A 25,635-nucleotide genomic window follows, 5' to 3' on the forward strand; every position below is an offset into this window, starting at 1 on the left:
TCTAAAGCTATGACATCTATTTTTTTAGGTTTTAACTTGAAAATAGCTGGGATTTTAGTTGGCAACTACCAGCCACCACTACATATTTATGACTATCTAAAATCCCTCCAATTCTAAGGGGAAAATTACAGTGAAGGAAGAGCCAACTCCTACTTCAGAAACTAATTCGATTTTACCTTGCAAGAGGTTGACTAATCGAGCGACTATTGCTAGCCCTAAGCCGGTACTGTCAGGCATCACAGAACCCAGGGAGTTGTTGCCCCGAAAAAATGGCTGAAAAATCCGATCGCAGTCTTCTGAAGCAATGCCAATTCCTGTATCGGTGATGCAGATACTCCAATGTTGGTCTGGCAATAATTCGGTTTTTATGGTAATAGTACCAGCTTGGGTGTAGCGAATGGCGTTGCTCGCCAAGTTGGTGATAATTTGCTGCAAGCGCAAGTAATCTGTCATAACTTGATCGAGAACCGGATCGCAGTCAACTGCCATCTCTAAATTTTTTGCTTTGGCTAAAGGCTCGAGTATTTCGACAACAGTGCCGATCGCCGATCGCACATTTGTCGCAGTTAGCTGCAAATTTATGCGTCCCGCGTCGTACCGCGAGATTTCGAGAGTATCGTTAATTAATCTAAGTAATAGTCGGCCGTTGTTGAGGACTTTATCAATATGTGCCAAATTGGGAACCGAATCTTTAACTCTAGGATTGTTTCTTTGGCGCAAAAACAATTCTGAGTAACCAATAATAGAGGTGAGGGGAGTTTTCAATTCGTGAGCTAAGTGAGATAGATTCTCTTGACTGGCGCGAAGTAAGCGAGTCAGCTCTTGATTTGTAAGTTGCAATTGGTTGTGCAAGTCCTGTAGTTCTTGGAATCTTCCCTGGGTATAGGTTTGGAAACAGTCAGCAATTGCTTCGTCGAGGGCAGTGTCAATTAAGCGATAAGCTCGGTTCACTTCAGCGGCTGAGCCTTTTAGCAATTCTGGCTCTAAAGCATCGAAAATTACCCTCCGCAGCAAGCGGTATTCCCGCGCAATTTCTTCGGCATCGTAGCCTTGTTGTGCCCTGACACTCCCGTGGTCTAAACTTTCTTGTATGACTGCCCGAAAGTCGCTGTCTTCTGATTCGGACAGCATAGTTACGATCGCTTGCAGTACGATGGGAAGGCTGTCGCGCACGGAATCGTAGGTGAGTTGCTTGGCGGTGCCGATTTTCTCGTCGCCCCGAACAGCTTCGATCCAGTTTTCGGTAATTATATCAATTTTATCTTGTAGGGCTTGGCTAAAATCTATCATTGCTTTTATAGAAATTAAGTAAGCGATCGTATTTTATATTTCTAGATTACTTTAATAATTAACTTTTTGAATTTTCTCTCAACTTTTGGGTTCTGCCGCACTCAAATAGCTACTCCTAAAGACATATTGACAATATAATAAGCTCGTGATAGCTTATGTTAAATCGGCTTAAAAAGTCAAGCCTAATTCAGCACTGCGCGATCAAACCAAGCGTGTGGCTGGAGCGGAGGAACCAATTTTCGGGGCGAATCTCTAGAGAATTAAAAAGCAAAGTTAAAAATTGCCAAATTTGAGTGTAATTTTTGATTTTGAAATCTTTAGAGAAGGACATCTCTCAGTCCTAGCCCGTCAGCTAACTTCGCAGGCATTGAGAAGAGACTGAAAAGCCAACTTTCTGAACAAGATAGTTTGGCTTCGTCAGTGTCTCAGGTTGGTATTGTTCAAGATTCTTGTACCTGCCCTGACTCTGAAGGAGTTTGAAATGTTCATACAGCTTAATTTATCTGCGATCGCAGTTGCAGGAGTTGCAACGTGGAAGCGGGTAAAACCCGTTGTCATCCGAGATGCAGTTTTGTTGCCGGCGGCTGGTTTTTTGGGAATTCTTGGTGTGTGGTGGATTGTTGCCAGCTTCAAAAGCGATTTGATTCCCACTCCGTATCAGGCGTTAGTCGCTAATTTAGATTACATATTGCATCCATTTTACCAGCGCGGGCCTGGAGATTTAGGCATTGGCTGGCTGCTGCTAGCAAGTTTGCGTAGGGTGTTGGTGGGATTTTTTCTGGGTGCAGCAGTTGCGATTCCCGTAAGATTTCTCATCGGGATGTCGAAACCAGCAATGATGGCGCTCAATCCGCTGATCCAAATCTTCAAACCAGTGTCGCCGCTAGCTTGGCTGCCCATAGCTTTATCAATTTTTAATTTAGCAGATCCGTCGGTAATTTTTGTCATATTCATTACGTCTTTGTGGCCGACAATTATCAACACAGCTTTGGGAGTTTCTAGCGTTTCCAAGGATTATATGGATGTGGCGCGAGTGTTGGAAATGCCGCGCTGGAGGCGGATTACCAAGATAATTTGGCCTGCAAGTTTGCCATACATTTTTACAGGTTTGCGGATTAGTTTGGGGATTGCTTGGCTGGTGATTGTGGCAGTGGAAATGCTGACAGGCGGTGTGGGAATTGGCTTTTTTGTCTGGGATGAGTGGAGCCGTTTGAATCTGAGTTCGGTCTTTTTAGCGGTGTTTGTAATTGGCTTAACTGGATTGTTGCTCGACGCTGCTGTTGACAAAGTTCAGGAATTGGTAACGCATCGATCGGTCATTAATCATTAGTCAGTTTGCAGTTTGCAGTTGTTAGGAAAGCAGTTGTCAGTTGTCAACAGTTAACAGTTAACAGTCAACAGTCAACAGTTAACAGTTAACAGTCATTAGTCAAATTAAATATGAGTGATAAGTTTTCCACTGAATGGAACCGCCGAGAGTTTTTGCAAGGAATGGGCTCGGCGGCGGCGGGAATGGCTTTATCTAGTTGTGGAATTAGCGCGGATCGATCGGCAAAAGGACTCACAGAAGAAGCCTTAGCCGTAAAGCCGGTTGTCGATTCCCGAAGCTTAGAAAAACCCGATTTAACCGTAGGATACGTGCCGGTTAACGATTGTGCACCATTTGCGATCGCCTGGAAAAAAGGTTTTTTCCGCAAATACGGTTTAAACGTCCAACTCAACCGCGAAGCAAGCTGGGCAACCTCCCGCGACGGCCTAATCTTCGGCCGCCTCGACGCCTCCCCAGTCGTATCCGGCGCCGTCACAAACGCCCGAATTGGCGCGGAAGGAGCGCGGCAGGCACCCCTGTGCGCGGCAATGACAATTCACCGCCACGGCAACGCCATGACGATGAACAAAGCTATGTGGGATTTCGGTTTGCGCCCGTGGCACGAATATAACGGCAATTTTGAAGAATTTGGCAAACAATTTCGAGCCTTTTTTGACAGTCAGCCGTCGGAAAAAAGAGTTTGGGCAGTGGTTCTGAGTTCTTCGATTTACGAATACTTTGTCCGCTACATATCGGCGCCTGCGGGTGTCGATCCGTTCAAAGAATTTCGGGTAATTATTGTGCCGCCGCCGCAGATGGTAACTAATATCAGGATTGGCGCGATGCAGGCTTACATGGTAGCCGAACCTTGGAATACGCGGGCAATTCAAGGCAATTTGGGAGTGGGTTTTACCTTCGTGCAAGGCAAGGAAGTTTGGCTGGGATATCCCGATCGCCTTTTGGGAGTAATGGAATCATTCATTGAGGAAAATCCGAAAACTTATTACTCGCTGGTTAAGGCAATGGTGGAAGCTTGTCAGTATTGCAGCAAGCCGGAAAATCGCAGTGAAATATCGGCGCTGCTGACTGAGCGATCGTTTACGGGGGCGAAACCGAAAAAAGGGGCGATCGACAAATTTACGCGACCGGCAATAGTTGGCGACTACAACTATGGAGGGTTTGACAAAAAAGACCGCACCCTACAATCGGAAGATGCCACTATTTTCTATGACATTCCTAATAATTTGCCTCAAATACCGGGAAATCATTCAACATTTATGTGGCAGTCTCACAGTCTGTGGTTGATGACTCAAGCCGCTCGCTGGGGACAGATTAAAGAAGTGCCAAAAAATGCTGAGGAATTAGCTAAAAAAGCTTGGAAAACCGACCTTTACCGCCAGATTGTTGCCGAAATGGCGATCGATTGTCCCCAGGAGGATTACCAAGTGGAACCTGCAGAACTTTTCATTGATAAAAAGGCATTTGACCCGAGCGATCCGGTGGGTTATGTGAATAGTTTTGAAATTCGAGCCAACCGCCCTCAGTCTTTTTTTCAGTCTTAATCTTTGAGATGTTGCGCTTTTCCTAATGTCCCGCCAGGGAATAAATTCCCTGGCTAATAGCTAAAGTCGGTTGAAACCGACTGCCCAATTTTAGGATTTAGGCAATAGCAAGAAAATTCAATTAACACTTTACTACTTTTTAGGAGAATACCGTGAGCCAATACACTTCTACTTCTACCAGTACCAAAAGTTCTGTCAATAGCGATCGTCTATTTCTGGAAATAGACAACTTGTTCAAGTCGTATAAAAATGCTGACGGTACAGAATTTAGCGTCTTGGAAAATATCAATTTAAGTATTGGAGAAAACGAATTTATTTCCGTGATCGGTCACTCTGGATGTGGCAAATCTACGCTGCTAAAAATAGTGGCAGGTTTGGAAAAACAGAGCGGGGGAATGGTGACACTGGAAGGAAAAGAAATTCGCAAACCGGGAGCCGATCGCATGATGGTATTTCAGCACTACGGATTGCTGCCTTGGCTGACGGTGCGGGAAAATATTCGGCTGGCAGTTGATGAAGTTTTGCAAAGTCTTAGCCGTCCTGAGAAGATTAGCCTTGTCAACGAACACCTAGCAATGGTAAACTTAACGGCAGCAGCCGATAAATATCCAGACGAAATTTCAGGAGGCATGAAACAGCGGGTTGGGATTGCACGAGCTTTGGCGATTCGACCGAAAATGTTATTAATGGACGAACCGTTTGGAGCGCTGGATGCTCTGACTCGCGGCAAGTTGCAGAAACAGGTGCTGGATATCTGGGAAAATCGAAGACAAGCTGCAATGATGATTACTCACGATGTGGATGAAGCTATCTATATGTCCGATCGCATTGTGCTGATGACAAACGGCCCGGCTGCGACGATAGGTGAAATTTTGTCAGTGCCGTTTGCGCGCCCGCGCGATCGCCAAGAGTTGCGGGAATCCCAGGAGTATTACGAACTCCGCAACTATGCTTTGAATTTTCTCGATCGCTACTTTACCCAAGACGAATAACGCCCGACGAACCGACAAAACAATTCACTTAATAGAGGTCAAGCCTGTGAATCTCAAAACAATGTTAGCGCGTTTTGAAAGTGCATTGGGATACCACAACTTAGCAGAAGAAATGGTGTTGCTGCCAGAGCCACAAGTGCAAGGTTCTAAGAAATCCAAAGTTACAAAACAGGCAAAAAGTATCAATTTTATTGTCGGTTACAATAGTTCTCCCAAAAGTCAAACAGCTCTGGACATTACCCTTTGGATGGCGCATCAAACTCGTTTAGTAACAACTAAAGAAGTCACTGTTCAAGTTGTCTACGTGATCGACGAAGCGCCCAAAAGTTACGGCGAAGATACTTGCAAAGTTGCTGTGGGAAATGCCTTGGCTGCCCAGCCGAAAGTGTCGGATTTAGAGGAAGCATTTGCCCTTAACTGTGCCGCGCCTGCGATCGCTTTACCAACCGAAATCCCATCAATATCCCAGGAAAAAAGTTGGATCGAGCAGCCTGATTTCAGAGCAATTTTTGGTCAAAATAATGAGTACGAGGTAGCAGATAAGTTGCTGTGGCAAGCGCGCTGTTTGGCTGAGGAATGGCGCGGTTTATTCAAAGCTCATTTACGCATCGGGCGGGTTGCTACAGAACTGAGAAATGTGGTTGAATTAGAATCAGCAAATTTACTGTTTTTGGGCTGTGATTCTGGCAACCATCGGCTGGTTAGGGAACTAGGCAATAATTTTCCGTGCTGCGTACTCGGGATTCCTTCGGCACTCAGCTATCACCTGGATGTTCAGCCTGAAGAAAGTTTGAGCAAGTTACAGTTGGCGACAACTATACCTGCACGTTAAACTTGTTCACTCGTTGGGCCAGAATCTAACTATGTAAGGTGCAGCGCACCCTACGACTATAATTCGCGCGCCCAACTTTTTTTTGCGTAAGTTCTATACTGATCAAAAAATAACAATAGTTTCCTCCCTCCAAGTCCCAATTACGATAGAATTGGGGCTTTTTTTGATTATTGAGATGTTTAAAATTACTCTTAAAGAAAATTATCGTCACTTATCTGATCATAGACAGTTCGTTAACTAATTTTATCCTTCCCCGGCACACAGAGCGCAACAGCCGATCGATCGATCGTTTGTCTTCCTCCGTCAAATTTTCGTCAAAAATAGCCGCCATCAAACCGTATCTATCGGCTAGAGTAATGTAGCCATTATGATTCACTTCGGCAAACAGCTCGCCCAAAGCAGATGGAATCAGGTGGACAGGAGTTTGCATAGTAATTGACTCTCTACTCGACGATCGCGCGATCGAGCATTTCTGCATTAACAAAAGGCGATCGCACTATAAAAATTTATAGCTGTATTGCATTTAAAAGTGTGACAATAAACAGCAAAAATTGTGATAGTAAATAGCAAAAATTGTGAACGAAATCACATTTAAAATTGGCAAATTATGATATAGCTTGCAGGTGCGTTTTAGGGAAGACCGAGCAACTGCAAACTTAATATTTTTTAAAGATTGAAAATTACCACTTCCTCCACAGGTTCAGCTAACTCAAACTTAAACACCCGGGAATAGAAATAGAATTCGCCGTCAAGAGTTCTTTTGATATTTTCAGCGCGCCGAAAACCGTGCTGTTCCCCTTCATAAGCAACATAAGCAACCGGCAAACCTTTAGCTTTCAATATCTCTACCATCATTTCCGCTTGATTCGGCGGAACCACTTTATCTTCTAATCCTTGAAAGAAGATAACGGGACAAGATAAACGTTCGGCGGAATGAATCGGCGAACGAGCTACATACAAATCTTTTCTTTCAGGATAAGGCCCAATCAATCCATCCAGATAGCGCGCTTCAAACTTGTGAGTATCCGTTGCCAAAGCTTCCAAATCGCTAACTCCATAATAGCTCGCACCGGCCTTAAATACATCGCGGAAAGTAAGAGCGCACAGAGTGGTGTACCCCCCTGCACTGCCTCCGGCGATCGCCATTCTTTCGCCATCAACTAAACCTTTTTGAGCTAAATATTTAGCACCGTTAGCGCAGTCATCAACATCGACAATTCCCCAACTATCTTGCAGTCTTTTTCTGTATTCTCGGCCGTAACCAGTGCTCCCGCCGTAATTAACATCGAGCACGGCAAAACCGCGACTCGTCCAATATTGAATTTTCAAATTCATGCTGCTAGAAGTAGCAGCAGTTGGGCCACCGTGACTTTTGACAACAAGCGGCGGTTTTTCACCCGCAGGTGCTGCGAAATCTTGATTTTTCGGGGGATAGAAGAAACCGAAAGCAGTCAAATTGTTTTCCGTGGGAAACTCTATCGGTTCCGGTACAGAAAGATAACCCGGATTGATGCTTAAATTGCTCGATTGACGCAAGATTGAGCGTTGATTTGTTGTTGCTAAATTTAGTTGTACAATAGCAGTAGATTCAGTCGGCGAACCTGCCAGAAAAACAACTGTTTCTCCCCGCGCTTTGACCGACGAAATATCAGTGTAAGGCGTCTCAATAGTTGTCAAATGCTTTGTCGTTAAATCAAGACTCGCTACATACCACAGGCCTTGCTGAGTGTAGGTGCAAATAATTTTGCTTTCCGAGACAACAGCATAAGTAGACATTCCAAAAACCCACTGGGGAAGCCCGAATTCAGCCGCCATTTCGCACAGAGGTTCAACCTCTTGCTGTTCCCTCGGCAAGCGGGGATTGACGGTTCTATAGAAATTCCACCAGTTCGACTTGTCAGAAACAAAATGCAAAACTCCATCGGGCGACCATTCCGGTTGAAAAATCGACTCCTCAACCCCGCCAGCAACTAAGTATTTTTCACCTAAAGAACCGTCAGCATTAATTTCTGCTACCCACAATTCTGTGCCATCCCAGGGCATATTTGGATGGTTCCAACAAATCCAGGAAAGTTGAGAACCATCAGGACTTAAACGAGGGGAAGCATAAAAATCATTGCCCTGAGTTAAGATTTGAATATCTTCGCCGTTATCTAAATTAATGCTAACAATAGTATTGACAGGTTCGCCCTCGCCTGCATAGTCTTCGCGCACGCAAATCAGGCGATTTCTCTGATTGTCAACTATCACATCTGCATAGCGACAATTAGCAGCAGGAGTCAGAGGTTCGGGTTGAGAATCTAATGTTTGAGAATAAATACGTTGGTCGGCAAAATGAGAAAAATAGACAACACCGCCAGCAACTGCAAAAGCAGCGCCGCCGTATTCGTTAACGCGAGTGCGAACATTAAAAGGATGCGGTGTCACGTCGCTGATTTTACCATTAGGAGTGCGCCGCACTAGGACGCTTCTTCCCGCTTCCGAAGGCCTTCCCTCAACCCAGTAAATATCCTCGCCGTCAATAGCAATTTGTCCGAGCCCGACAGTTCCAGAAACAATTAAATCGGAAGAAATAGGTGATTTCCAAGAGCCGTAAGGTGATACTGTATTCATATAGTTGAGGCAGTTGTGTTTCTCGCACAAAAAAATTAATATTTGTACTTTACACTAATTCAGCCACCGGGGAAGCAAAATGTCTAAAAAACTCGTACTAATGGATCACGACGGTGCAGTTGATGACTATCTCTCAGTCGTGTTGCTGATGACAATGGAGGAAGTCGAAAATCTGGGAGTAATTGTAACTCCTGCGGACTGCTACATTCAACCGGCGGTGAGTGCAACGCGCAAAATCCTGGATTTGATGGGGCGTTCAGAAGTTCCGGTGGCGGCGAGTACGGTGCGGGGACTAAATCCATTTCCGGTGTTATTTCGGCGAGATTCCTTTGCAGTCGATCGACTTCCCATTCTAAATGAAAAAGGAACCATTGACACGCCGTTAATATCAGAACCCGGACAAAACTTTATGGTGCGAGTTTTGCAAGACGCAGCCGTACCAGTCACATTAATAGTAACTGGGCCGTTAACAACAGTAGCGCAAGCTTTAGATATCGCGCCAGAAATTGAAAGCAAAATTCAAGAAATTGTGTGGATGGGAGGCGCCCTCAATGTTATCGGCAATGTTAGCAAAGATATGGAACCCGGACAAGATATGTCGGCGGAATGGAATGCTTACTGGGATCCGATAGCAATCGAGAGAATTTGGCAAACCCAAATTCCCGTTGTCATGTGTCCTTTAGACATCACGAATAATGTACCGCTGACTGTAGAATTTTCCAATCTCTTAGCAAGACAGCGCAAATATCCAATTTCCGACTTAGCAGGACAGTGTTATGCCCTAGCAATATCTCAAGATTACTATTTTTGGGACATTTTGGCAACCGCTTATTTAGCGCATCCAGACTTTTACCAACTGCGAGAATGGGAAACCGAAATTATTACCGAAGGCATCAGCCAAGGACGCACAAAAGTTAAAATAGGAGGGCGAAAAATTCAAGCAATGGATAAAGTAGACACCGCCAAATTTTACAATTACATATTAGAACAGTGGGCGAGGTAAAAGTCACAATATCTGCTATAAGTGAGCAAAATCTCCGTACAAAACCCGCCCAGACACAAATATTCACATCCTCTTGTCTTCCCTCTCTTCCTCTGCGCCCTCTGCGCCCTCTGCGGTAAAAAAAACTCCTCTAAAAAATGCTGCCAATTCTATCAATCATCCCCTTAGCCCAAACCCCTCCCGCACCTCAAGAAATCCTCCAAATCCAAGAAGTGCGACCACTCCCCGGACAGTTAGACAACATACCAGTATTTAACAGCAACAGTCCAGAAGTAGTGCTGCAAGAAGGGATTTTGCTTTCGACATTTCCCCCCGATGGTAAAAGATTTCCGGCAGCACATTTAAACTTTCCGTTTCAAGGACGTTTCGACATATTTGCCCACCACATAGCCCGCGCACCTTCGCCGGAAGATTTGCGAACATTGTATCAAGGAGTAATTGTTTACAATCCGGGCAATAAACCTGTAACATTAGATATATTGCAAGCTGCGAGTTATCTCAGTCAACCCGATGCACCTTTTATTGAATTGCCGCCGCAAGTCGATAATTCTGATAGCAATATTTACGCGGGGCCGGGAAGTCGCGCTGTGAATGATATTCTCAGAGGAAGGAGACAGTCTGACTTTGAGCCTAGGTTAATTATTCCACCTGGAAAAAGCCAACTGTTGATGAATCATCCGATACCGGTGCGGGGATTGGTACCGCCGCTTAACGGTCGATCGACCTTGATGCGGTTGCGGAGCGATGGTATAGTCTATGTTGCCAGTCTGGCGATGTTTGCCAGAGTTGATGCACAGGGAAACGGAGAGGGAAACGAGCGATCGCCCAATCTAGCAGAATGGCAAAACTTATTAGACAATAGTAATATAGCCGGGCCGCGCGATCGAGCTCCCACACCGCCAGAAATCACCGAAGGTCAACTAATTTACGGCCGAGTTGCCGGTGTAGCATTAGGTTCAGAATGGCGAGCACTTCTCTCCGACAACCCCGCCACATCAAACCTCGCAATTCCCCAACCCGGAACAGCATTTTCCTACCCATTAAGCAGCCTCCCGCGCGGAATGCTGGGCACAAATCAAGTGCAAAGTGCGAAGATGCTAGTCCGCTACCCAGATACAGCATACCGCGCCCACGGCAATTACGGAATTCAATACAGTCTCAGCTTGCCGCTGTACAATTCTACCAGCAACAATCAAACTGTAACTGTCGCAATTCAAACTCCAATTAAGACAGACAAATTAACTTCAGGAGGACTTAATTTTTTAGAACCTCCGGCACCTCAAACTTTTTTTAGGGGGACGGTCAGAGTGCGCTATAATGATGACAATAAAGTGCCTCAAACTCGCTACGTGCATTTAGTCCAGCGGCGCGGACAGCAGGGGGAACCTTTGGTAAAATTAGAGATAAAATCGGGAGAAAAGCGACTTGTAGAAGTGGATTTTATTTATCCGCCCGATGCGTCGCCGCCGCAAGTTTTGACAGTGAAAACAAATTAAATTTTAGTGATAGCTACTGCTAGGAATACGCCTACAAATACAATGCGTAATTAACCAGATTTGTTTGTATTTTTGCGTGGCGTGGACTTGATTTGCCTCTAGGGCGTCGGTTCAGTACCCGGGCTTGACAAGATAACTTAACTATGCATAACTGAAATTGACGACCCGGTAGTAATAAATATGTAGTGAAGTTTAATTACAGTAATTGAATACATAGGATAATTTTATAAATAACACAATCAAAATTTGTGATTTTAATATTTGTTTACGCGCTCAAATGTAGATTTAGTTACACTTATGCTATCATAAGTAACTATTGCTGGAATCCTTGCTCTCTGCCAACATTAGTTTACTCATGTAATATGCTATTTTTACGACCAGACTGCCCTAATCGTGGTTCAAATCATATAGTTAAAAATGGTAGAATTCATAATAAAAAACCAAAATACAAATGTCAAAGTTGCGGTCGCCAATTTGTCGAAAATCCGACAAACAAAGTAATTAGCTCACCAAGAAAAGATTTAATAGATCGACTTCTTTTGGAGAAGATTTCTTTGGCTGGTATAGCTAGAAGCACGGGTGTTTATCAAAAATGGTTACAGGATTACGTAAATAATAAATATGCCTCAATCGAACGCACAGTGAAGGTTAAACCTAAAAAAAAAGTCAGATTGAATGTTGAATGTGATGAACTGTGGTCATTTGTAGATTGCAAAGAAAATAAGCAATGGGTGTGGTTAGCAATGGATAGAGAAACCAGATAAATTATTGGTGTTTATATTGGCGATCGTAGCGAAGAAGGAGCAAAACAATTATGGAATTCTCTACCTCCTGTCTATCGACAATGTGCTGTTTGCTATACAGATTTTTGGCAGGATTATGCTTTTATTTTTCCAAGAAAACGCCATCAGCCAGTTGGTAAAGACAGTGGAAAAACTAATCACATTGAAAGATTTAATAATACTTTGCGCCAACGTGTTTCTCGGATCGTAAGAAAGAGTCTTTCATTTTCTAAAAATTTAGAAAACCATATTGGTGCTATTTGGTATTTTATTCATCATTACAACTATGTTTTGAGCCAATGAAGATCTAATCACTACATATTTATCACTACCGAGCCGGGTAATATCCCCGATCACTACATATTTATCACTACCGGATTTTAGATGCTTTAGTATTACGAACCAATTTTTCTTCCCTCTTCCCTCTTCCCTCTGACTTCTTCTTTCTTCCTTCTTCCTTCAAATCAGAAACCGAATAGTTACATAAACAGCCGCAGCCACCAATTGCAACGCCATCACAGGAAGTCCGTAACGCAGAAAAGTTTGAAAAGAAATCCGGCGTCCGTGCTGCTCGGAAATTCCCGCCGCCACTATATTAGAAGAAGCTCCTATCAAACTGCCATTGCCCCCTAAATTTGCCCCGTACATCATCGCATAAAACAGCGGCAGCACAGCAGGTGGAAACTGCCCTGCAAAATCCGGAGCCAGTAATTCTGCCGGTGCAAGCCCGACATTGACAACATACTGTTTTAGCAGCGGCACCATCGCCACTACCAGCGGAATGTTGGGCACCACGCTCGACATCAAACCCACAACAAATAACAAACTTAAAGAACCAAAAAAAATGTTTTTTCCTAAAATAACTGCTAAAAAACCTGACAGATGACCGATAATCCCGGTTTTTTCCAAACCGCCAATTAGCACAAAAAATGACATAAAAAATAGCAGGGTGCTCCAATCTAAATCTCGCAAAATATTATTAACAGAATCAAGTTGGGAATGGTGAGCTAAAAGCATTGCCAAAGCAGCCCCCAACAAAGCAACGGCTGCTGGTGAAATAGGCACGGGCAGAGACTCTCCTATGACAAAAAATGTCAGTACAAAAGCTATAATTAAGCCGCCCACTGCTAAGACTCGCGGGTGATTAATTTTTGGGTGTGGCAAGTGCTCCAAATCTTCTAATTTTTTGTTCCAGATTTCGGGAAAAAGCCAAGGTAGGAGCGCCACTAGGACTGCTACTGAGATCGCCCCGCCCAAACTTAATTGAGCTAGGTAATCTGCAAAGCTCATGTTAATAGCATCGCCGACAATGAATGTCGCCGGGTCACCCACGATTGTCAGTAGTCCCGAACTGTTAGCCACAAATACCATTAAAATCAGTAACGGCACAAAATCTACCCCGACTTCTTGGGCTATTGGCGGAATTAATGGTGCTAGCAGCATGACTGTCGTGGCATTGGGCAAAACTGCACAAATTGGTGTAGTAATTGCGACAATACCCAGCAAGAGATTTTTGCCTTTACCTTTAGCCAAAATAACTATTTGAGTTGCCAAGTATTCAAATACTTTGGTAGGCTCAAAGGCTCTCACCATTACCATGACTCCGAAGAATAAGCCCAGCGTGGCGTGACTTCGACTGATATATTCGATCGCGTTGTTTAACGTCATCACATGGGTAAAAACCAGAATCACCGCTCCCAGAAATGCCGCAACTGTTAGGTGTATCCATTCTGTAATTATTAAGAAAACTACACATATAAAGGTTGCCGTAGCGATCGCAGCTTGCACGTTTTCCATTTATTTACCTAAAACAAATAAAACTTAAAATTAAAAACTATTAGTTTGAGGCAATTTACTACTTTATGGCTCGTCTGTCAATAGGTTAAACGGCTGATTATCCTAGGAACAAGCTGGGATCAACCCCTAGAGAGAGATCCGTGACAGGGAAAAAATCATATAAAAACTACTTCTTTTGGCAGGGTCGCGATCGCCAGAAGTTTGGTATGGCGATCAGGCGATCGCTCAACTACAATGAAGCATGGGCAATCTCTGCCAAACTCAACCCCCACGCAGACATCATGGACTACAGCCAAGTGCTCGCCGAAAAAACCGATATTATCGTCAAGAAGTGGATTGAAGCCGTTCGTCAGGATCGGAAAATTGAAACCGCTGAGACCTTACCGCACTCAGCAATCGAAAATCACATACCTCACCTGCTGGAGGCGATGGCCACAGTGCTTTCCCAATATCAAAACAGCGAAATAAAACTAATAATTGAAGCCAGTTTAGATCACGGATTTCTCAGAGCCGAACAAGGCTACGACGCTGCAGAAGTAGCCCGGGAATACCACTTATTGCGTCAAGTAATATTCTCGCAGTTAGAATCTGAATTGCTAGCAGGAACCACCGCCGACGTATTCAGAGCTGTTAGGCTGATAGATGCCGTAGTAGACGAAGCAATTGCCCAGTGTTTCAATAGCTACGTCGCTCAGAGGCTGCGGGAACTTCAACAAATCCAAACTCAGTTACAACTCACCAATCAAGAACTCGCTCGCCTTGTCAGCGTCAATCAAGAAAACGTCTACCATTTAGCTCACGAACTCAAAACTCCTCTCAACTCAATTATTGGTTATTCCGAACTATTCCTGCGAAAAGAAAAATGGCAATCTGAAGTCAAAGATACCCTCCCCGGCATCGAACACATCGAGCGAGTATTGCGTAACGGCAGACAGTTGCTCCGCATGATTAATGACACGCTAGAACTTTCTCGCGCCGATGCCGGAAAAATTAAACTTAACCTGCAGCGAACTAATGTACGATCGGTAATTAACACCGTAGTAGAAATGATGCAGCCAATTGCTGATGCTAAAGGACTAAAGCTCTCTGTTACCAGCGACGGCGGCCCAACACAAGTAATCTCCGACTCTGGGCGACTGCAACAAATTCTGATCAACCTGCTGAGCAATGCCATTCGCTATACAGAATCTGGTAGTATCGAATTAAGTTGCCACCCTGCTGGAGAAGGAAATTGGGCGATCGCAATTACAGATACCGGCATTGGCATCGCCCCCGAAGATACAAACCGCATCTTTGACCCGTTCTTTCAAGCAGGAGAAGCCGGCAAACAGCTCTTTCCCACCGAAAGCACTGGCCTGGGATTAGCAATAGTATCGCGGCTCGTCACGCTGCTGCAAGGTAAAATCGAATTAGTATCAGAAATAGGAGTCGGCTCAACTTTTACCGTGATTCTGCCACAAGAAGTTAAAATACTCCAAGAAGTAAGCTAAACATTAAGTTCAAATTTTTACATCAGAAAATCCTATGCCTGCCGCCAACCTTAGCCCTTCCACAATAGCCTTTCCCCTCACCGCCGTAGTCGGGCAAGAAGCAATCAAATTAGCCCTGCTGTTAGCAGCAGTAGATCCCGGATTGGGAGGAGTTGCGATCGCAGGGCGCCGTGGTACAGCAAAATCAGTAATGGCCCGTGCCTTGCACTCCTTACTGCCACCCATTGAAATTGTTAAAGATTCTTTTTGCAACGCCGAACCTAATGAAAATATTGAACAAAAGGCATCTTCTATATTGGAAGAAAGCGGGCAAGATGCCCCCACCACCGATACTAATTCCCTAAATACAGAAATAATTCCCACACCCTTCATTCAAATTCCTTTGGGTGTCACCGAAGACAGACTCTTAGGTTCAGTCGATGTCGAACAATCAGTAAAATTCGGTCAAACCGTATTTCAACCCGGACTCCTAGCCCAAGCAAATCGAGGCGTACTTTATGTTGACGAAATTAACCTCCTCGATGACAACATTTCCAACCAATTGCTAACAGTATTAACCGAAGGGCGCAACCAAATAGAGCGCGAAGGCATTAGCTTTCAACACCCCTGCAAACCTCTATTTATCGCCACCTACAACCCCGAAGAAGGGCCGCTGAGAGAACATTTGCTCGATCGCATCGCGATCGTACTTTCAGCCGATGCAGCACTCGAACTAGAAGAAAGAGTCTATGCAGTAGAACAAGCTTTATCCTACTCCAGCTCCCCCCAACAATTTCTCAATCAATACGCCGAAGACACCGACAACCTCAAAACCCAAATCATCCTAGCCAGAGAATGGCTCAAAGATGTCAGCATTAAACGCGAACAAATTGCCTACCTAGTAGAAGAAGCCATCCGGGGTGGCGTTCAAGGACACCGCGCCGAAATATTCGCAGTCCGCGTCGCCAAAGCCGCTGCCGCCATCGAAGGACGCACAGAAGTTAACGCCGAAGACCTGCGCCGCGCCGTAGAATTAGTCATCGTACCCCGCGCCACCATCATACAAACTCCCCCAGACGACGAAAACTCTCCTCCCCCTCCCCCCCCACCGCCTCCCCAAAAGCAGTCAGAACAAGAACAAGACGAACCAGAAAACGAGCAAGAAGACGAAGAAGACCAAGAGGATGAAGACAACCCGGAACCTGAAGAAGAACCAGAAAAAGATACCATTCCCGAAGAATTTCTCTTCGACCCCGAAGGAGTAATTCTCGACCCCAGCGTGCTTTTCTTCGCCCAAGCCGCCAACCGCCAAGGCAAATCGGGCAGCCGCAGCACCATTTTCTCGGAAGATAGAGGCCGTTACGTCAAGCCAGTATTACCCAAAGGCCCCGTCCGCCGCATCGCCGTTGACGCCACCCTCAGAGCCGCCGCACCTTACCAAAAAGCCCGCCGCGACAGGAATTCAGACCAGCAATCCACCGCCGACTCAATCACAAATCGAGAGAAGCGTGTATTTGTGGAACAGGGAGATATTCGGGCGAAGCGCTTGGCCAGAAAAGCTGGAGCTTTAGTCGTATTTGTCGTCGATGCTTCCGGTTCGATGGCCCTCAACCGAATGCAGTCAGCCAAAGGTGCAGTCATGCAGCTACTCACAGAAGCTTATCAAAGCCGCGACCAAGTTGCTCTGATTCCCTTTCGCGGAGAACAAGCAGAAGTGCTGCTACCGCCGACTCGCTCCATAGCCTTGGCCCGCAAGCGTTTGGAACGTTTGCCCTGCGGAGGCGGTTCCCCCCTGGCCCACGGTTTGACTCAAGCAGTGCGGGTGGGAGTCAACGCCCGTCAGTCTGGAGATATCGGTCAAGTTGCGATTGTCGCCATTACTGACGGACGCGGTAATATTCCTTTGGCTCGTTCTTTGGGCGAACCGATTGTAGAGGGAGAAAAGCCTGATATTAAGCAGGAATTGTTAGAAATTGCTGCCAAAATTCGTGGGTTGGGAATGCAGTTGCTGGTAATTGATACCGAGAGCAAGTTTATTTCGACTGGCTTTGCGAAGGAATTGGCCAAGACTTCTGGAGGGAAATACTATCATTTGCCGAAAGCTACCGAACAGTCGATCGCAGCTATGACTAAAAATGCTCTACGCGACGCGATCGGCTAAAATCCTGATAGCCACATTTATCTGCGTTTATTCGCGTTTATCTGCGGTTAAAAATCCAAAAATTAGACTTTTTGCCCAAAAAAGTCTAATTTTTAACTCTCACTCTCCGGCGAGTCAGCGCCAGCGAACCCGCAACTAAACCCAACCCTACCACCGCCGAAGGCTCAGGAATTCTTACGGGCAGAGGCACGCGGTTTGTCGTCCCCCGGTTCGGCGTTGAAGAAGTTGTACTTTGGGGGAGTTGACCGGTCTGAGCCAGGAGCAAATATTCTGAACCCTGCCCTGAAGTAGCGGTAGAAACGGCTCGGACATTAGTTGCAACGGCAGCTTGACCGCCGGAAATAACGGCGACAGCCAATAAAATTCCGGCTGTAGGTGGCAATAATTTGCGCTCAAAAAATGTGGGCATTAGACATTACCTATTTAGCAGTTTGTCGATACAATTCGATCTATTCATTAATTTTCTGGGTATCCTGTGTCTGAGCTACCTTAGCAATTAACGGAACCGATTTTAGATTTTAGATTTTAGATTTTATATTTTAGATTATTGAAGTTTCTGGTCCCTAGTTTCAACTAAGTCGCCAATCAAAAACCTAAACTCAACTGTGGCCCCTGTCTCTAGCATATACTCCTTAATCCCCAATCGTAAATCCCCCATCCAAAATTGATTGACTTGAGTTATCTGCGATTTGATGGACTTTAAGCTGGCCCCTGGCCACAGATAGCGCTGGCCCCTGGCCACAGATAGCGCCGGCCCTTTAACCTCAGTTATAGCTTTGCCGCGACGCGCAACGGTGCGAGACAGCGACACGACACATACCTGTACGCTGTCGATTATAAACAATCGATCCCTGCTTTGGAGTGATTTCACCCCCGTTCTTTATCAAATCTTTAAACTCTTTCATGTTTTGCAAACACAGTGTAAAGCTGTCAAAATGATAGATAGCAATTCTCAGCCAAAATTAGGTAAATCCTCGTGAGTAACACTAGCAATTTCCGCGAAGCCGTGCGCGAGGCCAAAAACCACGCGCTAGTAGGCCCCAACGTCATCTCCAACGCTCTCCCCTTCGTGGGCGGCGGACTTGTCTTAACTGCTGTCGGCACCTACGGGGGCCTGGGAGTGATCCGCAACTATCCCGGGATCTTCTTTCCCACATTCATCGGCGCGATCGTCCTAGAATTAATTCTGTTCTTTGTCGCTAGCGCCGCCGCCCAACAAGGCAACAAAAACACCGCCTTGCCCCTGCTGGCAACCTACAGCTTGCTTTCCGGCTACACCCTCAGCGGATTGGTATTTACAGCCCTCAGAACCCAAGGCGTCGGCATCTCCGGCATCGCTTTTGCCGCTCTCGGATGCGGCATTACCTTTATCGCCGCCCGTCAAATTGGATCCAACCTTTCTGAACAAGACGGCATGGCCCTCACCAAAACTATCAGTTTAGGTGTCATTGCTTTGTTCGTCGTCGTTGGCGGTCAGTTTCTGCTCTCTCTATTTGGCGTCTACACCCCAACTTGGTTGGAAATTGGCATTTCTGGCATCGGCGTGTTTATATTTGCCGGCGCTGCGATCGTCGATTTTTACATATTACCCCGCAGCTACCGCGACGACCAGTATTTGCCCGCAGCTCTGTCGATGTACTTGACTTACATCAACTTGTTCATTTTCATTCTGCGCCTGCTGATTGCTCTCAACGGCCGCGATTAATTGAAACTTTAGCTTAAAAAAAAACCGCGGCTCGATCGACATCGGGCCGCGGTTTTTGATTAAGATTTACCACCAAGATAGTCCTCATCGCATCCTCTGTCCCTCATACAAAAAACTTATATTATGTTCGCCGCCTGCAGACATGAGGTATAATCTTACTTTTTAATCGCTCAATCCAAGCTCTTGTTATGTAATTGTGTCGATCGCGATTTCAATATTAATCACAAATTAATTGGGGAAAACTCATGTACTTAAAATATGAAGATATTAGGAGAGTCAGCGTAGAAATTACCTCCCGGTGTAATGCAGCTTGTCCGCAGTGTCCCCGCACCGGCAACCCGATTTTGCCGGGGGCAGAATTAAAGATGGAGGATATTGAGAGAATTTTCCCACAAGAGTTTTGCTCTCAGTTGGATTTGGTGTATATGTGCGGCAACTATGGCGATGCTATGACTAGCAATACCACAATTCCGGCGATCGAGTATTTGCACCGCATGGGAGTTCCTCATATCAGCCTGTACACAAATGGTAGCGGACGCAATCCCGACTGGTGGCAAGCCCTGGCAAACGCGATGACAGGAGAACACGATCGCGTAATTTTTAGTATCGATGGGTTAGCCGATACTAACAGCATCTACCGCCAAAATACCAACTGGGACAGGATAATGCAGTCGGTTAATGCCTTTATCCAAGCTGGCGGAAAAGCTGTATGGCATTACTTGATATTTGAACACAACCAGCACCAAGTAGAAGCAGCGCGGGATTTAGCCCAACAATTAGGATTTGTCGAGTTTGTACCGAAAGCAACCTCTCGTTTTGTGGCGAAAGAGATTTATGACAAAGAGTCGGCAAATCAACAGCCCCAGAAGGCAGAAAACTCTCAGGTAGAGGCTAAGAGCGATCGCCAAAACCAACCACCAACAGCTAATGTGTCAGCCCCTCAGCATCAAGAACAAGCCGCGCTTCAGTTCCACCGACAAGCTGAGGAATGTTTGAAACAAGGGCAACTGTCAGAGGCGATCGCAGCCAGTCAACAAGCCCTAAAAATTCAACCTAATTTTGCAGCAGCCTGGAAAACTTTGGGCAATGCTGTTCAAGGTTTGGGGAAGATGCAAGCAGCAGCAGACTGTTACGCAAAGGCCCTCAAAATTCAGCCTAATTTTCCAGAAGTTTATGCTAATGTCGGCAGTCTTTATGCTCAACAGCAACAGTGGCAGCCAGCTAGTGCTTATTACCAAAAGGCGATCGAGCTTAAACCCAATTTTGCCGGAGCTTATCGCAATTTAGCTCAAGTGTTGACGCAGTTGGGGCAACCAGAAAAAGCCAATTATGCTTGGTATCAAGCTATAGCTATCGAAACCTCTCAAGCACCAGAATCCACTCCTTCTGTCCCATCAAAGCCAGCCAGCGAAGAACTCCAACCCCCATCGTTGGAACAATATAAAAATCCCCAGGGAGACCAATTTATCGAAGCTGTAGAAAAATTTGGTAGCCTAAACAATTACTACCGTAATGTAGAAATTAGCTGTCAAACTCAAGCCACCCAAGAGATTTTCATCAGTTTTGAAGCGGAACTCTGGCCTTGCTGTTGGGTAAGCCACACTAAATACGCTATTTATAACCACACTTACAGACCGCAAATGCTGGCTTTAATTGAAAAATACGGAAATGGTTTTAATTCTCTCAGAACTCAATCGGTGAAAGATGCGATCGCCAGAGATTGGTTTCGCGAAGACCTCACAAAAAGTTTTTCCTGTTCTAAAAGGTTGGACGTATGCGCTCACGAATGCGGTAAAACTTTCAATTCAACAGGTTCGCAGTATATCTAAGAAGTCAGTTGACTGTTGACTGTTGACTGTTGACTGTTGACTGTTGTCACAAGATAGAAGGAAGAATGCGATGAAGCCGATCGCATTTCATGTCACGATTAAGGCAGGTTATCGGGATCTATCCCTTGCGATCGCAAATACTCAGCTAGGCGTTCGGCTCGTTGCTGTTGAACCTCGGCTCGTTGTCGTTCTACCCTCAACTGTTCGCGCATCTGCCCTGCCGCTGCATCCGGTAGGGGATAGACATTTCCCGACTCGTCGTACCAAACCAGAATTTCTTGCTCGATCCCCCCAATAACTTGCTGAGATCGCCCCATGCCCAGTCCCACTTCTGGCATCCAATAGGGTTCGCCAATCTGCTGCCGGTACTGCCCGTCAATCAGCTTGTACACTTCAAACGGTTGATGCCGATCGCGCCGCCAAAATTCGGGATTGTAAATAATGTAGTACAACACCCCTAACCCGGCATAAATCGACATCTTCTCGTCGTACTCCCCACCGGGTTTGTGAGACACCATTTCCAATGCTACGATCGGCACAACCTCGTTTTCTTCCCAGACAGCATAGCTGCGGCGAGATTTGCCCCCTTTTCGGCGCTCCACCCCCAAACTGAGAAACCCGTCGGGGACGACAGGCACTTTGGGACTGATTCCTGTGGTGTGATACACCGCCATATCCACCCCAAAGTACCAATCCATGCGAGCCGACCAAATGCTGGTCAGGACAAACAACAATAGGTTCGGCAGCAGATTCTGGTCTTCGTTATCCACAGGGGTATCGTCCGAACAGGGCAGGTCTTCGGTGGACGGCAAGCTTAATTTTAGTTCTGGGGAAATCATAGCAGTTAACTTCCATCGAGATCGTTAACCTGATTTTAGATTATAGCAACTTTTTTTGAAGTTTGAATTTTTAATGCTGTAAAATTTTCAATTCAACGGGTTCGCACTATATCTAATCAGGAAGAAGCAATAACATTTTGTTTGTTGAAATATCCCAATTTCAGCTAAACTCAAAAATACAGCCCACAACTAGGAGAACTCACAGTGGAAGTTCTAGACATCAAACACAATATCGCAACTTTGTCCGATCGACTGGGTGCAACCCAGGACTATCTTTGACATCCCCGCACTCACAGCCAAAATTCAAGACTTAGAGCAAATCAGCGCCCAACCAGCATTTTGGGACGACCAAGATCGAGCTCAAGAAACCCTCCAAGAACTTAATGACTTCAAATCTCATTTAGACCAATATCGCGGCTGGCAAACGAGCTTGGAAGATGCTAAAGCTATTTTAGAACTGCTGGAGTTAGAAGCCGACGAGTCCCTGTTCCAAGAAGCCTCATCGAGTCTTTCTCAGTTAACCCGCGAACTCGACCAGTGGGAACTGCAACAATTACTATCTGGGCCCTACGACGAAGGCGGCGCTGTTTTGACGATTAACGCCGGCGCCGGCGGTACCGACGCTCAAGATTGGGCCGAAATGCTGCTGCGGATGTACACCCGCTGGGGGGAAAGTCAAGGTTACAAAGTACATTTAATGGAAATTTCCGAAGGAGAGGAAGCAGGTGTTAAATCGGCTTCTTTGGAAATTGTCGGCCGCTACGCTTACGGTTATATGCGATCGGAAAAAGGCACTCACCGCTTGGTCAGAATTTCGCCTTTTAATGCTAACGACAAGCGTCAAACCAGTTTTGCAGGCGTTGAAGTGATGCCAATTCTCGATCGATCCGTCAAGTTGGACATTCCAGAAAAAGATTTGGAAATCACGACTTCCCGCGCTGGCGGCAAGGGCGGGCAAAACGTTAACAAGGTAGAAACCGCAGTCCGCATCGTTCACATTCCTACCGGTTTGGCCGTCCGCTGTACTGAAGAACGCAGTCAGTTGCAAAATAAGGAAAAAGCTCTGGCATTACTCAAGGCTAGGCTGTTGGTGGTTGCTAAGGAACAGCGGGCTTCGGAAATTGCCGAGATTCGCGGCGATATGGTGGAGGCGGCTTGGGGGAACCAAATTCGCAATTATGTTTTTCACCCATACCAAATGGTCAAGGATTTGCGTACTGGAGTGGAAACAACCGCCATCGCAGATGTGATGAACGGCGAATTAGAGCCGTTTATTCAAGCTTACCTGCGGCAGGAAAATCAGTTGGTCAGTAGTCAGTAGTCAGTAGTCAGTAGTCAGTTGACAGTTGTCAATGAGGACTTCAGTCCGCAAAAAAGCAGGACTTGCATTCCTCACTACGAACCAATTTTCTGGTATGATTTTTGGGTTTTGGTCGATCGCCCGACCTCCAACAGGTCGCGCGGTCAAAAAGCTTGATATGATAAAACTTGATCTGACAAACACTAAGGAGAAATAATGACCCAAGTTGTAATAGGCGAAAATGAAGGGATTGAGTCAGCCCTACGACGGTTTAAGCGACAAGTTTCCAAAGCGGGTATTTTCCCCGACATGAGAAAGCACCGCCACTTTGAAACCCCGTTGGAAAAGCAGAAGCGCAAAGCTATTGCCAGAAGGACTAAGAGACGCTTCCACCGCAACAACAAACCCTAGAATTATTAGCACTAAATTGATTCGGCAGATATAATGCCTTGCGATTCTAGTACCGCAGCGACTCGGAGAATCACCGCTTCGCTGTAGGGAGCACCAATAATTTGTACCCCCAAGGGCAAAGCGCCGGGCCGCTGTACGGGCACGCAAAGAACGGGCAAGCCAATAAATGATAGGGGTTGGGTGAACAGTCCGAGATTGGGACGCACTAAGATTTCTTGTCCGGCTATTACCATTTTCTCGACGCCAATTTCAGGGGCAGCTATCGGGGTTGCGGGTGCGAGGATGATGTCTGTTTGTTGGAATATTTCGCGAATTCGATCGCGGTACCACTGTCTGAATCTCTGCGCTTGCAAGTACCAAGTCGCAGGGATCAGGGTTCCCGCTAAAAAGCGATCGCGCGTGGCAGGATCGAAGTCTTGAGGGCGCGATCGCAAATTGTCCAAATGCAAGTTTCCCCCCTCGCAAGCGGTAATGATAAATGCCGCAGCCCGGGCGCGATCGGATTCCGGTATGCTGACAGTTGCAAGCCCCCCTATTTTTGGGGGGTTTGTTGTTTTTTCCGTGGTTTTACCACAATCCAAGACATTTGTCAAGGCTTTAGCAACTATTTTTACAGCCTCCATTGCTTCCGGTGCGGCCCCTGTGGCGAAATACCCGTCAGCAACAGCAATTCGCAATCCTTCGATGCCTTGATTCAACTGCGGCGAACAAACTTCTGGCGGGCGTTGAGTGCAAACTGGGTCACGAGAATCAGGGCCTTGCAGGATATCGTACAGCAGCGCCATATCTCTGATCGATCGCCCAAACGGCCCCACACAATCCAAACTACTCGAAAATAAAAAAGCGCCAGCCCTGGACAAACGGCCGTAAGTAGGCTTAAACCCAAAGACACCGCACAAAGCAGCCGGTACGCGGATGGAACCGTTAGTATCAGAACCGAGAGTGAAGGGTACAAAACCGGCGGCGACTGCTGCTGCGGAACCGCCGCTGGAACCGCCAGCGATGCGCGCAGTATCGCGGGGATTGCGAGTCGGGCCGTAGTGGCTGTTTTCCGTCACAAAACCGTAGGCGTACTCGTCCATGTTAAGAGTACCTACGAGGATTGCACCGGCTTGTTTTAGTCGGGCGACCACCGCCGCGTCCTGGGTAGCCGGAGGATTGTCAGCGTTGATTTTTGACCCTGCTAGAGTAGTAATTCCGCCGATATCGAACAGGTTTTTAACAGCGAAGGGAACGCCTGCTAAAGGGCCTGGGTTTTGGTTGTGTGCGATCGAATTATCTATTTTTTCGGCTGCTGCGAGTGCGCTTGATGCAGTGATTGCAGTAAAGCAATTAAAAGCTTTATCCTTAACAGCAATCCGTTCCAAAGCAGCACTTACCGCCTCTGTAGCCGTAACCTTACCACATTTAACAGCCGCTGCCGTAGCAACCGCATCAGCCTTATCTAAAAAACATCTGCGTTCATCTGCGTTCATCTGCCCTCATCTGCGGTTAAAAATCTAAGGTTCAAACACCGGCGCGACTTCTACTTCTGGGGGTAAAGGGAATTCAGTAACGAGTCGGGCGATCGCAGCTATTCTCTCGAAGTTTACCACAACACCGGGCCGATGTTCTGGGTCTAAGGGTAAGTTTATCAGTTCGGCGGTGCGATCGACATATTCTTCTATATTTGTCATTAGTCCATCCCAAACAACATCAGCGTTCATCCGCGTACATCCGCCCTCATCTGCGGTTGAATATCTAAGGTTCAGATATAAGTGCGATCGATTATTGTATTGTAATCGCGATCGGGCAGTCAGTTATTATTGCTCAGCTTTTTGTATTCCTCAGATTGTCTGATATCATCTAAAGGAGATTTTGGCTCTATTGGTTCATCAGGACAAAACTTTATAGATGTCTGCGTTTCCCCCGACGTTATATTTTTCTTAACTTCTATTTGAAGCTTTCCTTTTTGCCAACCCTTAGAACCAATTTTGATAATTTGGCAATCGATTCCTTCTTGATGCGATTTCCAGTTTATCTCACCTCCACTAATTATTGTTTCTTGGTTAATCTTTAGCTCTCTCATCCAATCTCTTATGTATTGTCCATTTGCGGAAATCCCCAGGATCTCACTCAACTTGCTACCGGATAGCTCTTTAAACTTTCGTACCAGAAAAGTTGCTTGACCGAATAACAAAACATCATCATCGCCTACTGTCTCATAGTTTTTATTGGATTCAATTTTATCGTTCATTTTTTTTCA

General features: G+C 45.9%; 21 protein-coding genes, 1 pseudogene and 1 riboswitch. Of the genes and pseudogenes, 13 read left to right on the plus strand and 9 right to left on the minus strand.

Going from position 1 to position 25,635, the window contains the following annotated elements:
* Window positions 1-96 precede the first annotated feature (96 nt).
* The gene (locus QUB44_RS15045; protein WP_333368773.1) at window positions 97-1,290 is read right to left on the minus strand and encodes a HAMP domain-containing sensor histidine kinase; all 1,194 of its coding nucleotides are present in this window, start codon (window positions 1,288-1,290) and stop codon (window positions 97-99) included.
* A 169-nt stretch (window positions 1,291-1,459) separates the two neighbouring features.
* Window positions 1,460-1,672, plus strand: a riboswitch (cyclic di-AMP (ydaO/yuaA leader).
* Between the two features lie 99 nt (window positions 1,673-1,771).
* Between QUB44_RS15045 and ntrB the strand changes: the two genes are divergently transcribed.
* The 4 genes from ntrB (at window position 1,772) to QUB44_RS15065 (ending at window position 5,985) form a co-directional block, all read left to right on the plus strand.
* Complete coding sequence (gene ntrB / locus QUB44_RS15050) at window positions 1,772-2,620, plus strand: nitrate ABC transporter permease (RefSeq protein ID WP_333368776.1); 849 nt, start codon at window positions 1,772-1,774, stop codon at window positions 2,618-2,620.
* A 110-nt stretch (window positions 2,621-2,730) separates the two neighbouring features.
* Entirely contained in the window at window positions 2,731-4,161 is a 1,431-nt protein-coding gene (locus QUB44_RS15055; RefSeq protein ID WP_333368779.1) for an ABC transporter substrate-binding protein, read from the plus strand.
* Between the two features lie 152 nt (window positions 4,162-4,313).
* A complete protein-coding gene (locus QUB44_RS15060; RefSeq protein ID WP_333368783.1) occupies window positions 4,314-5,153 on the plus strand; it encodes a nitrate ABC transporter ATP-binding protein in 840 nt (279 codons plus the stop codon).
* 46 nt (window positions 5,154-5,199) lie between these two features.
* Entirely contained in the window at window positions 5,200-5,985 is a 786-nt protein-coding gene (locus QUB44_RS15065) for a universal stress protein (RefSeq protein ID WP_333368787.1), read from the plus strand.
* Between the two features lie 211 nt (window positions 5,986-6,196).
* On the opposite strand, the gene QUB44_RS15070 is transcribed toward QUB44_RS15065, so the two are convergent.
* Window positions 6,197-6,415: a hypothetical protein gene (locus QUB44_RS15070; RefSeq protein WP_333177570.1), complete on the minus strand. Its 219-nt coding sequence runs from the start codon at window positions 6,413-6,415 to the stop codon at window positions 6,197-6,199.
* A gap of 236 nt (window positions 6,416-6,651) precedes the next feature.
* The gene (locus tag QUB44_RS15075; protein WP_333368790.1) at window positions 6,652-8,598 is read right to left on the minus strand and encodes a S9 family peptidase; all 1,947 of its coding nucleotides are present in this window, start codon (window positions 8,596-8,598) and stop codon (window positions 6,652-6,654) included.
* A gap of 79 nt (window positions 8,599-8,677) precedes the next feature.
* Here QUB44_RS15075 and QUB44_RS15080 point away from each other — a divergent pair, with 79 nt between their 5' ends.
* The 3 genes and pseudogenes from QUB44_RS15080 to QUB44_RS15090 all read left to right on the plus strand — a co-directional run bounded on the left by QUB44_RS15080 (window position 8,678) and on the right by QUB44_RS15090 (window position 12,182).
* The gene (locus tag QUB44_RS15080; RefSeq protein WP_333368793.1) at window positions 8,678-9,601 is read left to right on the plus strand and encodes a nucleoside hydrolase; all 924 of its coding nucleotides are present in this window, start codon (window positions 8,678-8,680) and stop codon (window positions 9,599-9,601) included.
* Window positions 9,602-9,738: 137 nt separating this feature from the next.
* On the plus strand, window positions 9,739-11,097 hold the full coding sequence (locus tag QUB44_RS15085; RefSeq protein WP_333368796.1) for a DUF3370 domain-containing protein: 1,359 nt from the start codon (window positions 9,739-9,741) through the stop codon (window positions 11,095-11,097).
* A gap of 362 nt (window positions 11,098-11,459) precedes the next feature.
* Window positions 11,460-12,182 (plus strand): annotated as a pseudogene (locus QUB44_RS15090) (IS1 family transposase).
* A 156-nt stretch (window positions 12,183-12,338) separates the two neighbouring features.
* Here the strand turns inward: QUB44_RS15090 and QUB44_RS15095 are convergent.
* A complete protein-coding gene (locus QUB44_RS15095; protein WP_333368799.1) occupies window positions 12,339-13,676 on the minus strand; it encodes an ArsB/NhaD family transporter in 1,338 nt (445 codons plus the stop codon).
* Between the two features lie 140 nt (window positions 13,677-13,816).
* On the opposite strand from QUB44_RS15095, the gene QUB44_RS15100 reads away from it, so the two are divergent.
* A complete protein-coding gene (locus QUB44_RS15100) occupies window positions 13,817-15,166 on the plus strand; it encodes a HAMP domain-containing sensor histidine kinase (protein WP_333368803.1) in 1,350 nt (449 codons plus the stop codon).
* Between the two features lie 34 nt (window positions 15,167-15,200).
* Window positions 15,201-17,306, plus strand: coding sequence for a magnesium chelatase ATPase subunit D (gene bchD / locus QUB44_RS15105; protein WP_333368806.1), 2,106 nt, complete (start codon window positions 15,201-15,203; stop codon window positions 17,304-17,306).
* An 85-nt stretch (window positions 17,307-17,391) separates the two neighbouring features.
* On the opposite strand, the gene QUB44_RS15110 is transcribed toward bchD, so the two are convergent.
* Window positions 17,392-17,715, minus strand: a complete 324-nt coding sequence (locus QUB44_RS15110; RefSeq protein WP_333368809.1) for a PEP-CTERM sorting domain-containing protein — start codon at window positions 17,713-17,715, stop codon at window positions 17,392-17,394.
* A gap of 567 nt (window positions 17,716-18,282) precedes the next feature.
* Between QUB44_RS15110 and QUB44_RS15115 the strand changes: the two genes are divergently transcribed.
* Window positions 18,283-19,011, plus strand: a complete 729-nt coding sequence (locus tag QUB44_RS15115; protein ID WP_333368812.1) for a Bax inhibitor-1 family protein — start codon at window positions 18,283-18,285, stop codon at window positions 19,009-19,011.
* Between the two features lie 245 nt (window positions 19,012-19,256).
* Window positions 19,257-20,840, plus strand: a complete 1,584-nt coding sequence (locus QUB44_RS15120) for a tetratricopeptide repeat protein (protein ID WP_333368815.1) — start codon at window positions 19,257-19,259, stop codon at window positions 20,838-20,840.
* Window positions 20,841-20,938: 98 nt separating this feature from the next.
* Here QUB44_RS15120 and QUB44_RS15125 read toward each other — a convergent pair whose 3' ends face one another.
* Window positions 20,939-21,679, minus strand: a complete 741-nt coding sequence (locus QUB44_RS15125) for a Uma2 family endonuclease (protein WP_333368817.1) — start codon at window positions 21,677-21,679, stop codon at window positions 20,939-20,941.
* Window positions 21,680-21,883: 204 nt separating this feature from the next.
* On the opposite strand from QUB44_RS15125, the gene prfB reads away from it, so the two are divergent.
* A protein-coding gene (gene prfB / locus QUB44_RS15130) for a peptide chain release factor 2 (RefSeq protein WP_333166976.1) occupies window positions 21,884-23,000 on the plus strand; the annotation gives its coding sequence in 2 pieces (ribosomal slippage) (window positions 21,884-21,955 and window positions 21,957-23,000; 1,116 coding nt in all).
* Between the two features lie 195 nt (window positions 23,001-23,195).
* Window positions 23,196-23,390, plus strand: coding sequence for a 30S ribosomal protein S21 (gene rpsU, locus QUB44_RS15135; RefSeq protein WP_006632476.1), 195 nt, complete (start codon window positions 23,196-23,198; stop codon window positions 23,388-23,390).
* An 11-nt stretch (window positions 23,391-23,401) separates the two neighbouring features.
* Here the strand turns inward: rpsU and QUB44_RS15140 are convergent, their stop codons facing one another.
* The 3 genes from QUB44_RS15140 to QUB44_RS15150 form a co-directional block, all read right to left on the minus strand.
* Window positions 23,402-24,865 (minus strand): AtzE family amidohydrolase, encoded by a 1,464-nt coding sequence (locus QUB44_RS15140; protein WP_333368821.1) that lies wholly within the window; start codon window positions 24,863-24,865, stop codon window positions 23,402-23,404.
* A 24-nt stretch (window positions 24,866-24,889) separates the two neighbouring features.
* Window positions 24,890-25,066 carry a DUF4089 domain-containing protein gene (locus QUB44_RS15145; RefSeq protein ID WP_333123882.1) on the minus strand — a complete coding sequence of 59 codons (177 nt, stop codon included), beginning with the start codon at window positions 25,064-25,066 and terminating at the stop codon, window positions 24,890-24,892.
* 119 nt (window positions 25,067-25,185) lie between these two features.
* A complete protein-coding gene (locus QUB44_RS15150; protein ID WP_333368824.1) occupies window positions 25,186-25,626 on the minus strand; it encodes a KGK domain-containing protein in 441 nt (146 codons plus the stop codon).
* Between the last annotated feature and the right edge of the window lie 9 nt (window positions 25,627-25,635).

Origin of the sequence: Microcoleus sp. AT3-D2 (genome assembly GCF_036705715.1) — a bacterium.
Lineage (GTDB): Bacteria > Cyanobacteriota > Cyanobacteriia > Cyanobacteriales > Microcoleaceae > Microcoleus.

Coding starts and splice junctions, on each gene's coding strand:
- QUB44_RS15150 (WP_333368824.1), bottom strand. CDS start 25,626: ATGAACGATAAAATTGAATCCAATAAAAACTATGAGACAGTAGGCGAT.
- rpsU (WP_006632476.1), top strand. CDS start 23,196: ATGACCCAAGTTGTAATAGGCGAAAATGAAGGGATTGAGTCAGCCCTA.
- QUB44_RS15145 (WP_333123882.1), bottom strand. CDS start 25,066: ATGACAAATATAGAAGAATATGTCGATCGCACCGCCGAACTGATAAAC.
- QUB44_RS15055 (WP_333368779.1), top strand. CDS start 2,731: ATGAGTGATAAGTTTTCCACTGAATGGAACCGCCGAGAGTTTTTGCAA.
- QUB44_RS15095 (WP_333368799.1), bottom strand. CDS start 13,676: ATGGAAAACGTGCAAGCTGCGATCGCTACGGCAACCTTTATATGTGTA.
- ntrB (WP_333368776.1), top strand. CDS start 1,772: ATGTTCATACAGCTTAATTTATCTGCGATCGCAGTTGCAGGAGTTGCA.
- QUB44_RS15075 (WP_333368790.1), bottom strand. CDS start 8,598: ATGAATACAGTATCACCTTACGGCTCTTGGAAATCACCTATTTCTTCC.
- QUB44_RS15125 (WP_333368817.1), bottom strand. CDS start 21,679: ATGATTTCCCCAGAACTAAAATTAAGCTTGCCGTCCACCGAAGACCTG.
- QUB44_RS15120 (WP_333368815.1), top strand. CDS start 19,257: ATGTACTTAAAATATGAAGATATTAGGAGAGTCAGCGTAGAAATTACC.
- QUB44_RS15085 (WP_333368796.1), top strand. CDS start 9,739: ATGCTGCCAATTCTATCAATCATCCCCTTAGCCCAAACCCCTCCCGCA.
- QUB44_RS15110 (WP_333368809.1), bottom strand. CDS start 17,715: ATGCCCACATTTTTTGAGCGCAAATTATTGCCACCTACAGCCGGAATT.
- QUB44_RS15070 (WP_333177570.1), bottom strand. CDS start 6,415: ATGCAAACTCCTGTCCACCTGATTCCATCTGCTTTGGGCGAGCTGTTT.
- bchD (WP_333368806.1), top strand. CDS start 15,201: ATGCCTGCCGCCAACCTTAGCCCTTCCACAATAGCCTTTCCCCTCACC.
- QUB44_RS15140 (WP_333368821.1), bottom strand. CDS start 24,865: ATGAACGCAGATGAACGCAGATGTTTTTTAGATAAGGCTGATGCGGTT.
- QUB44_RS15080 (WP_333368793.1), top strand. CDS start 8,678: ATGTCTAAAAAACTCGTACTAATGGATCACGACGGTGCAGTTGATGAC.
- QUB44_RS15045 (WP_333368773.1), bottom strand. CDS start 1,290: ATGATAGATTTTAGCCAAGCCCTACAAGATAAAATTGATATAATTACC.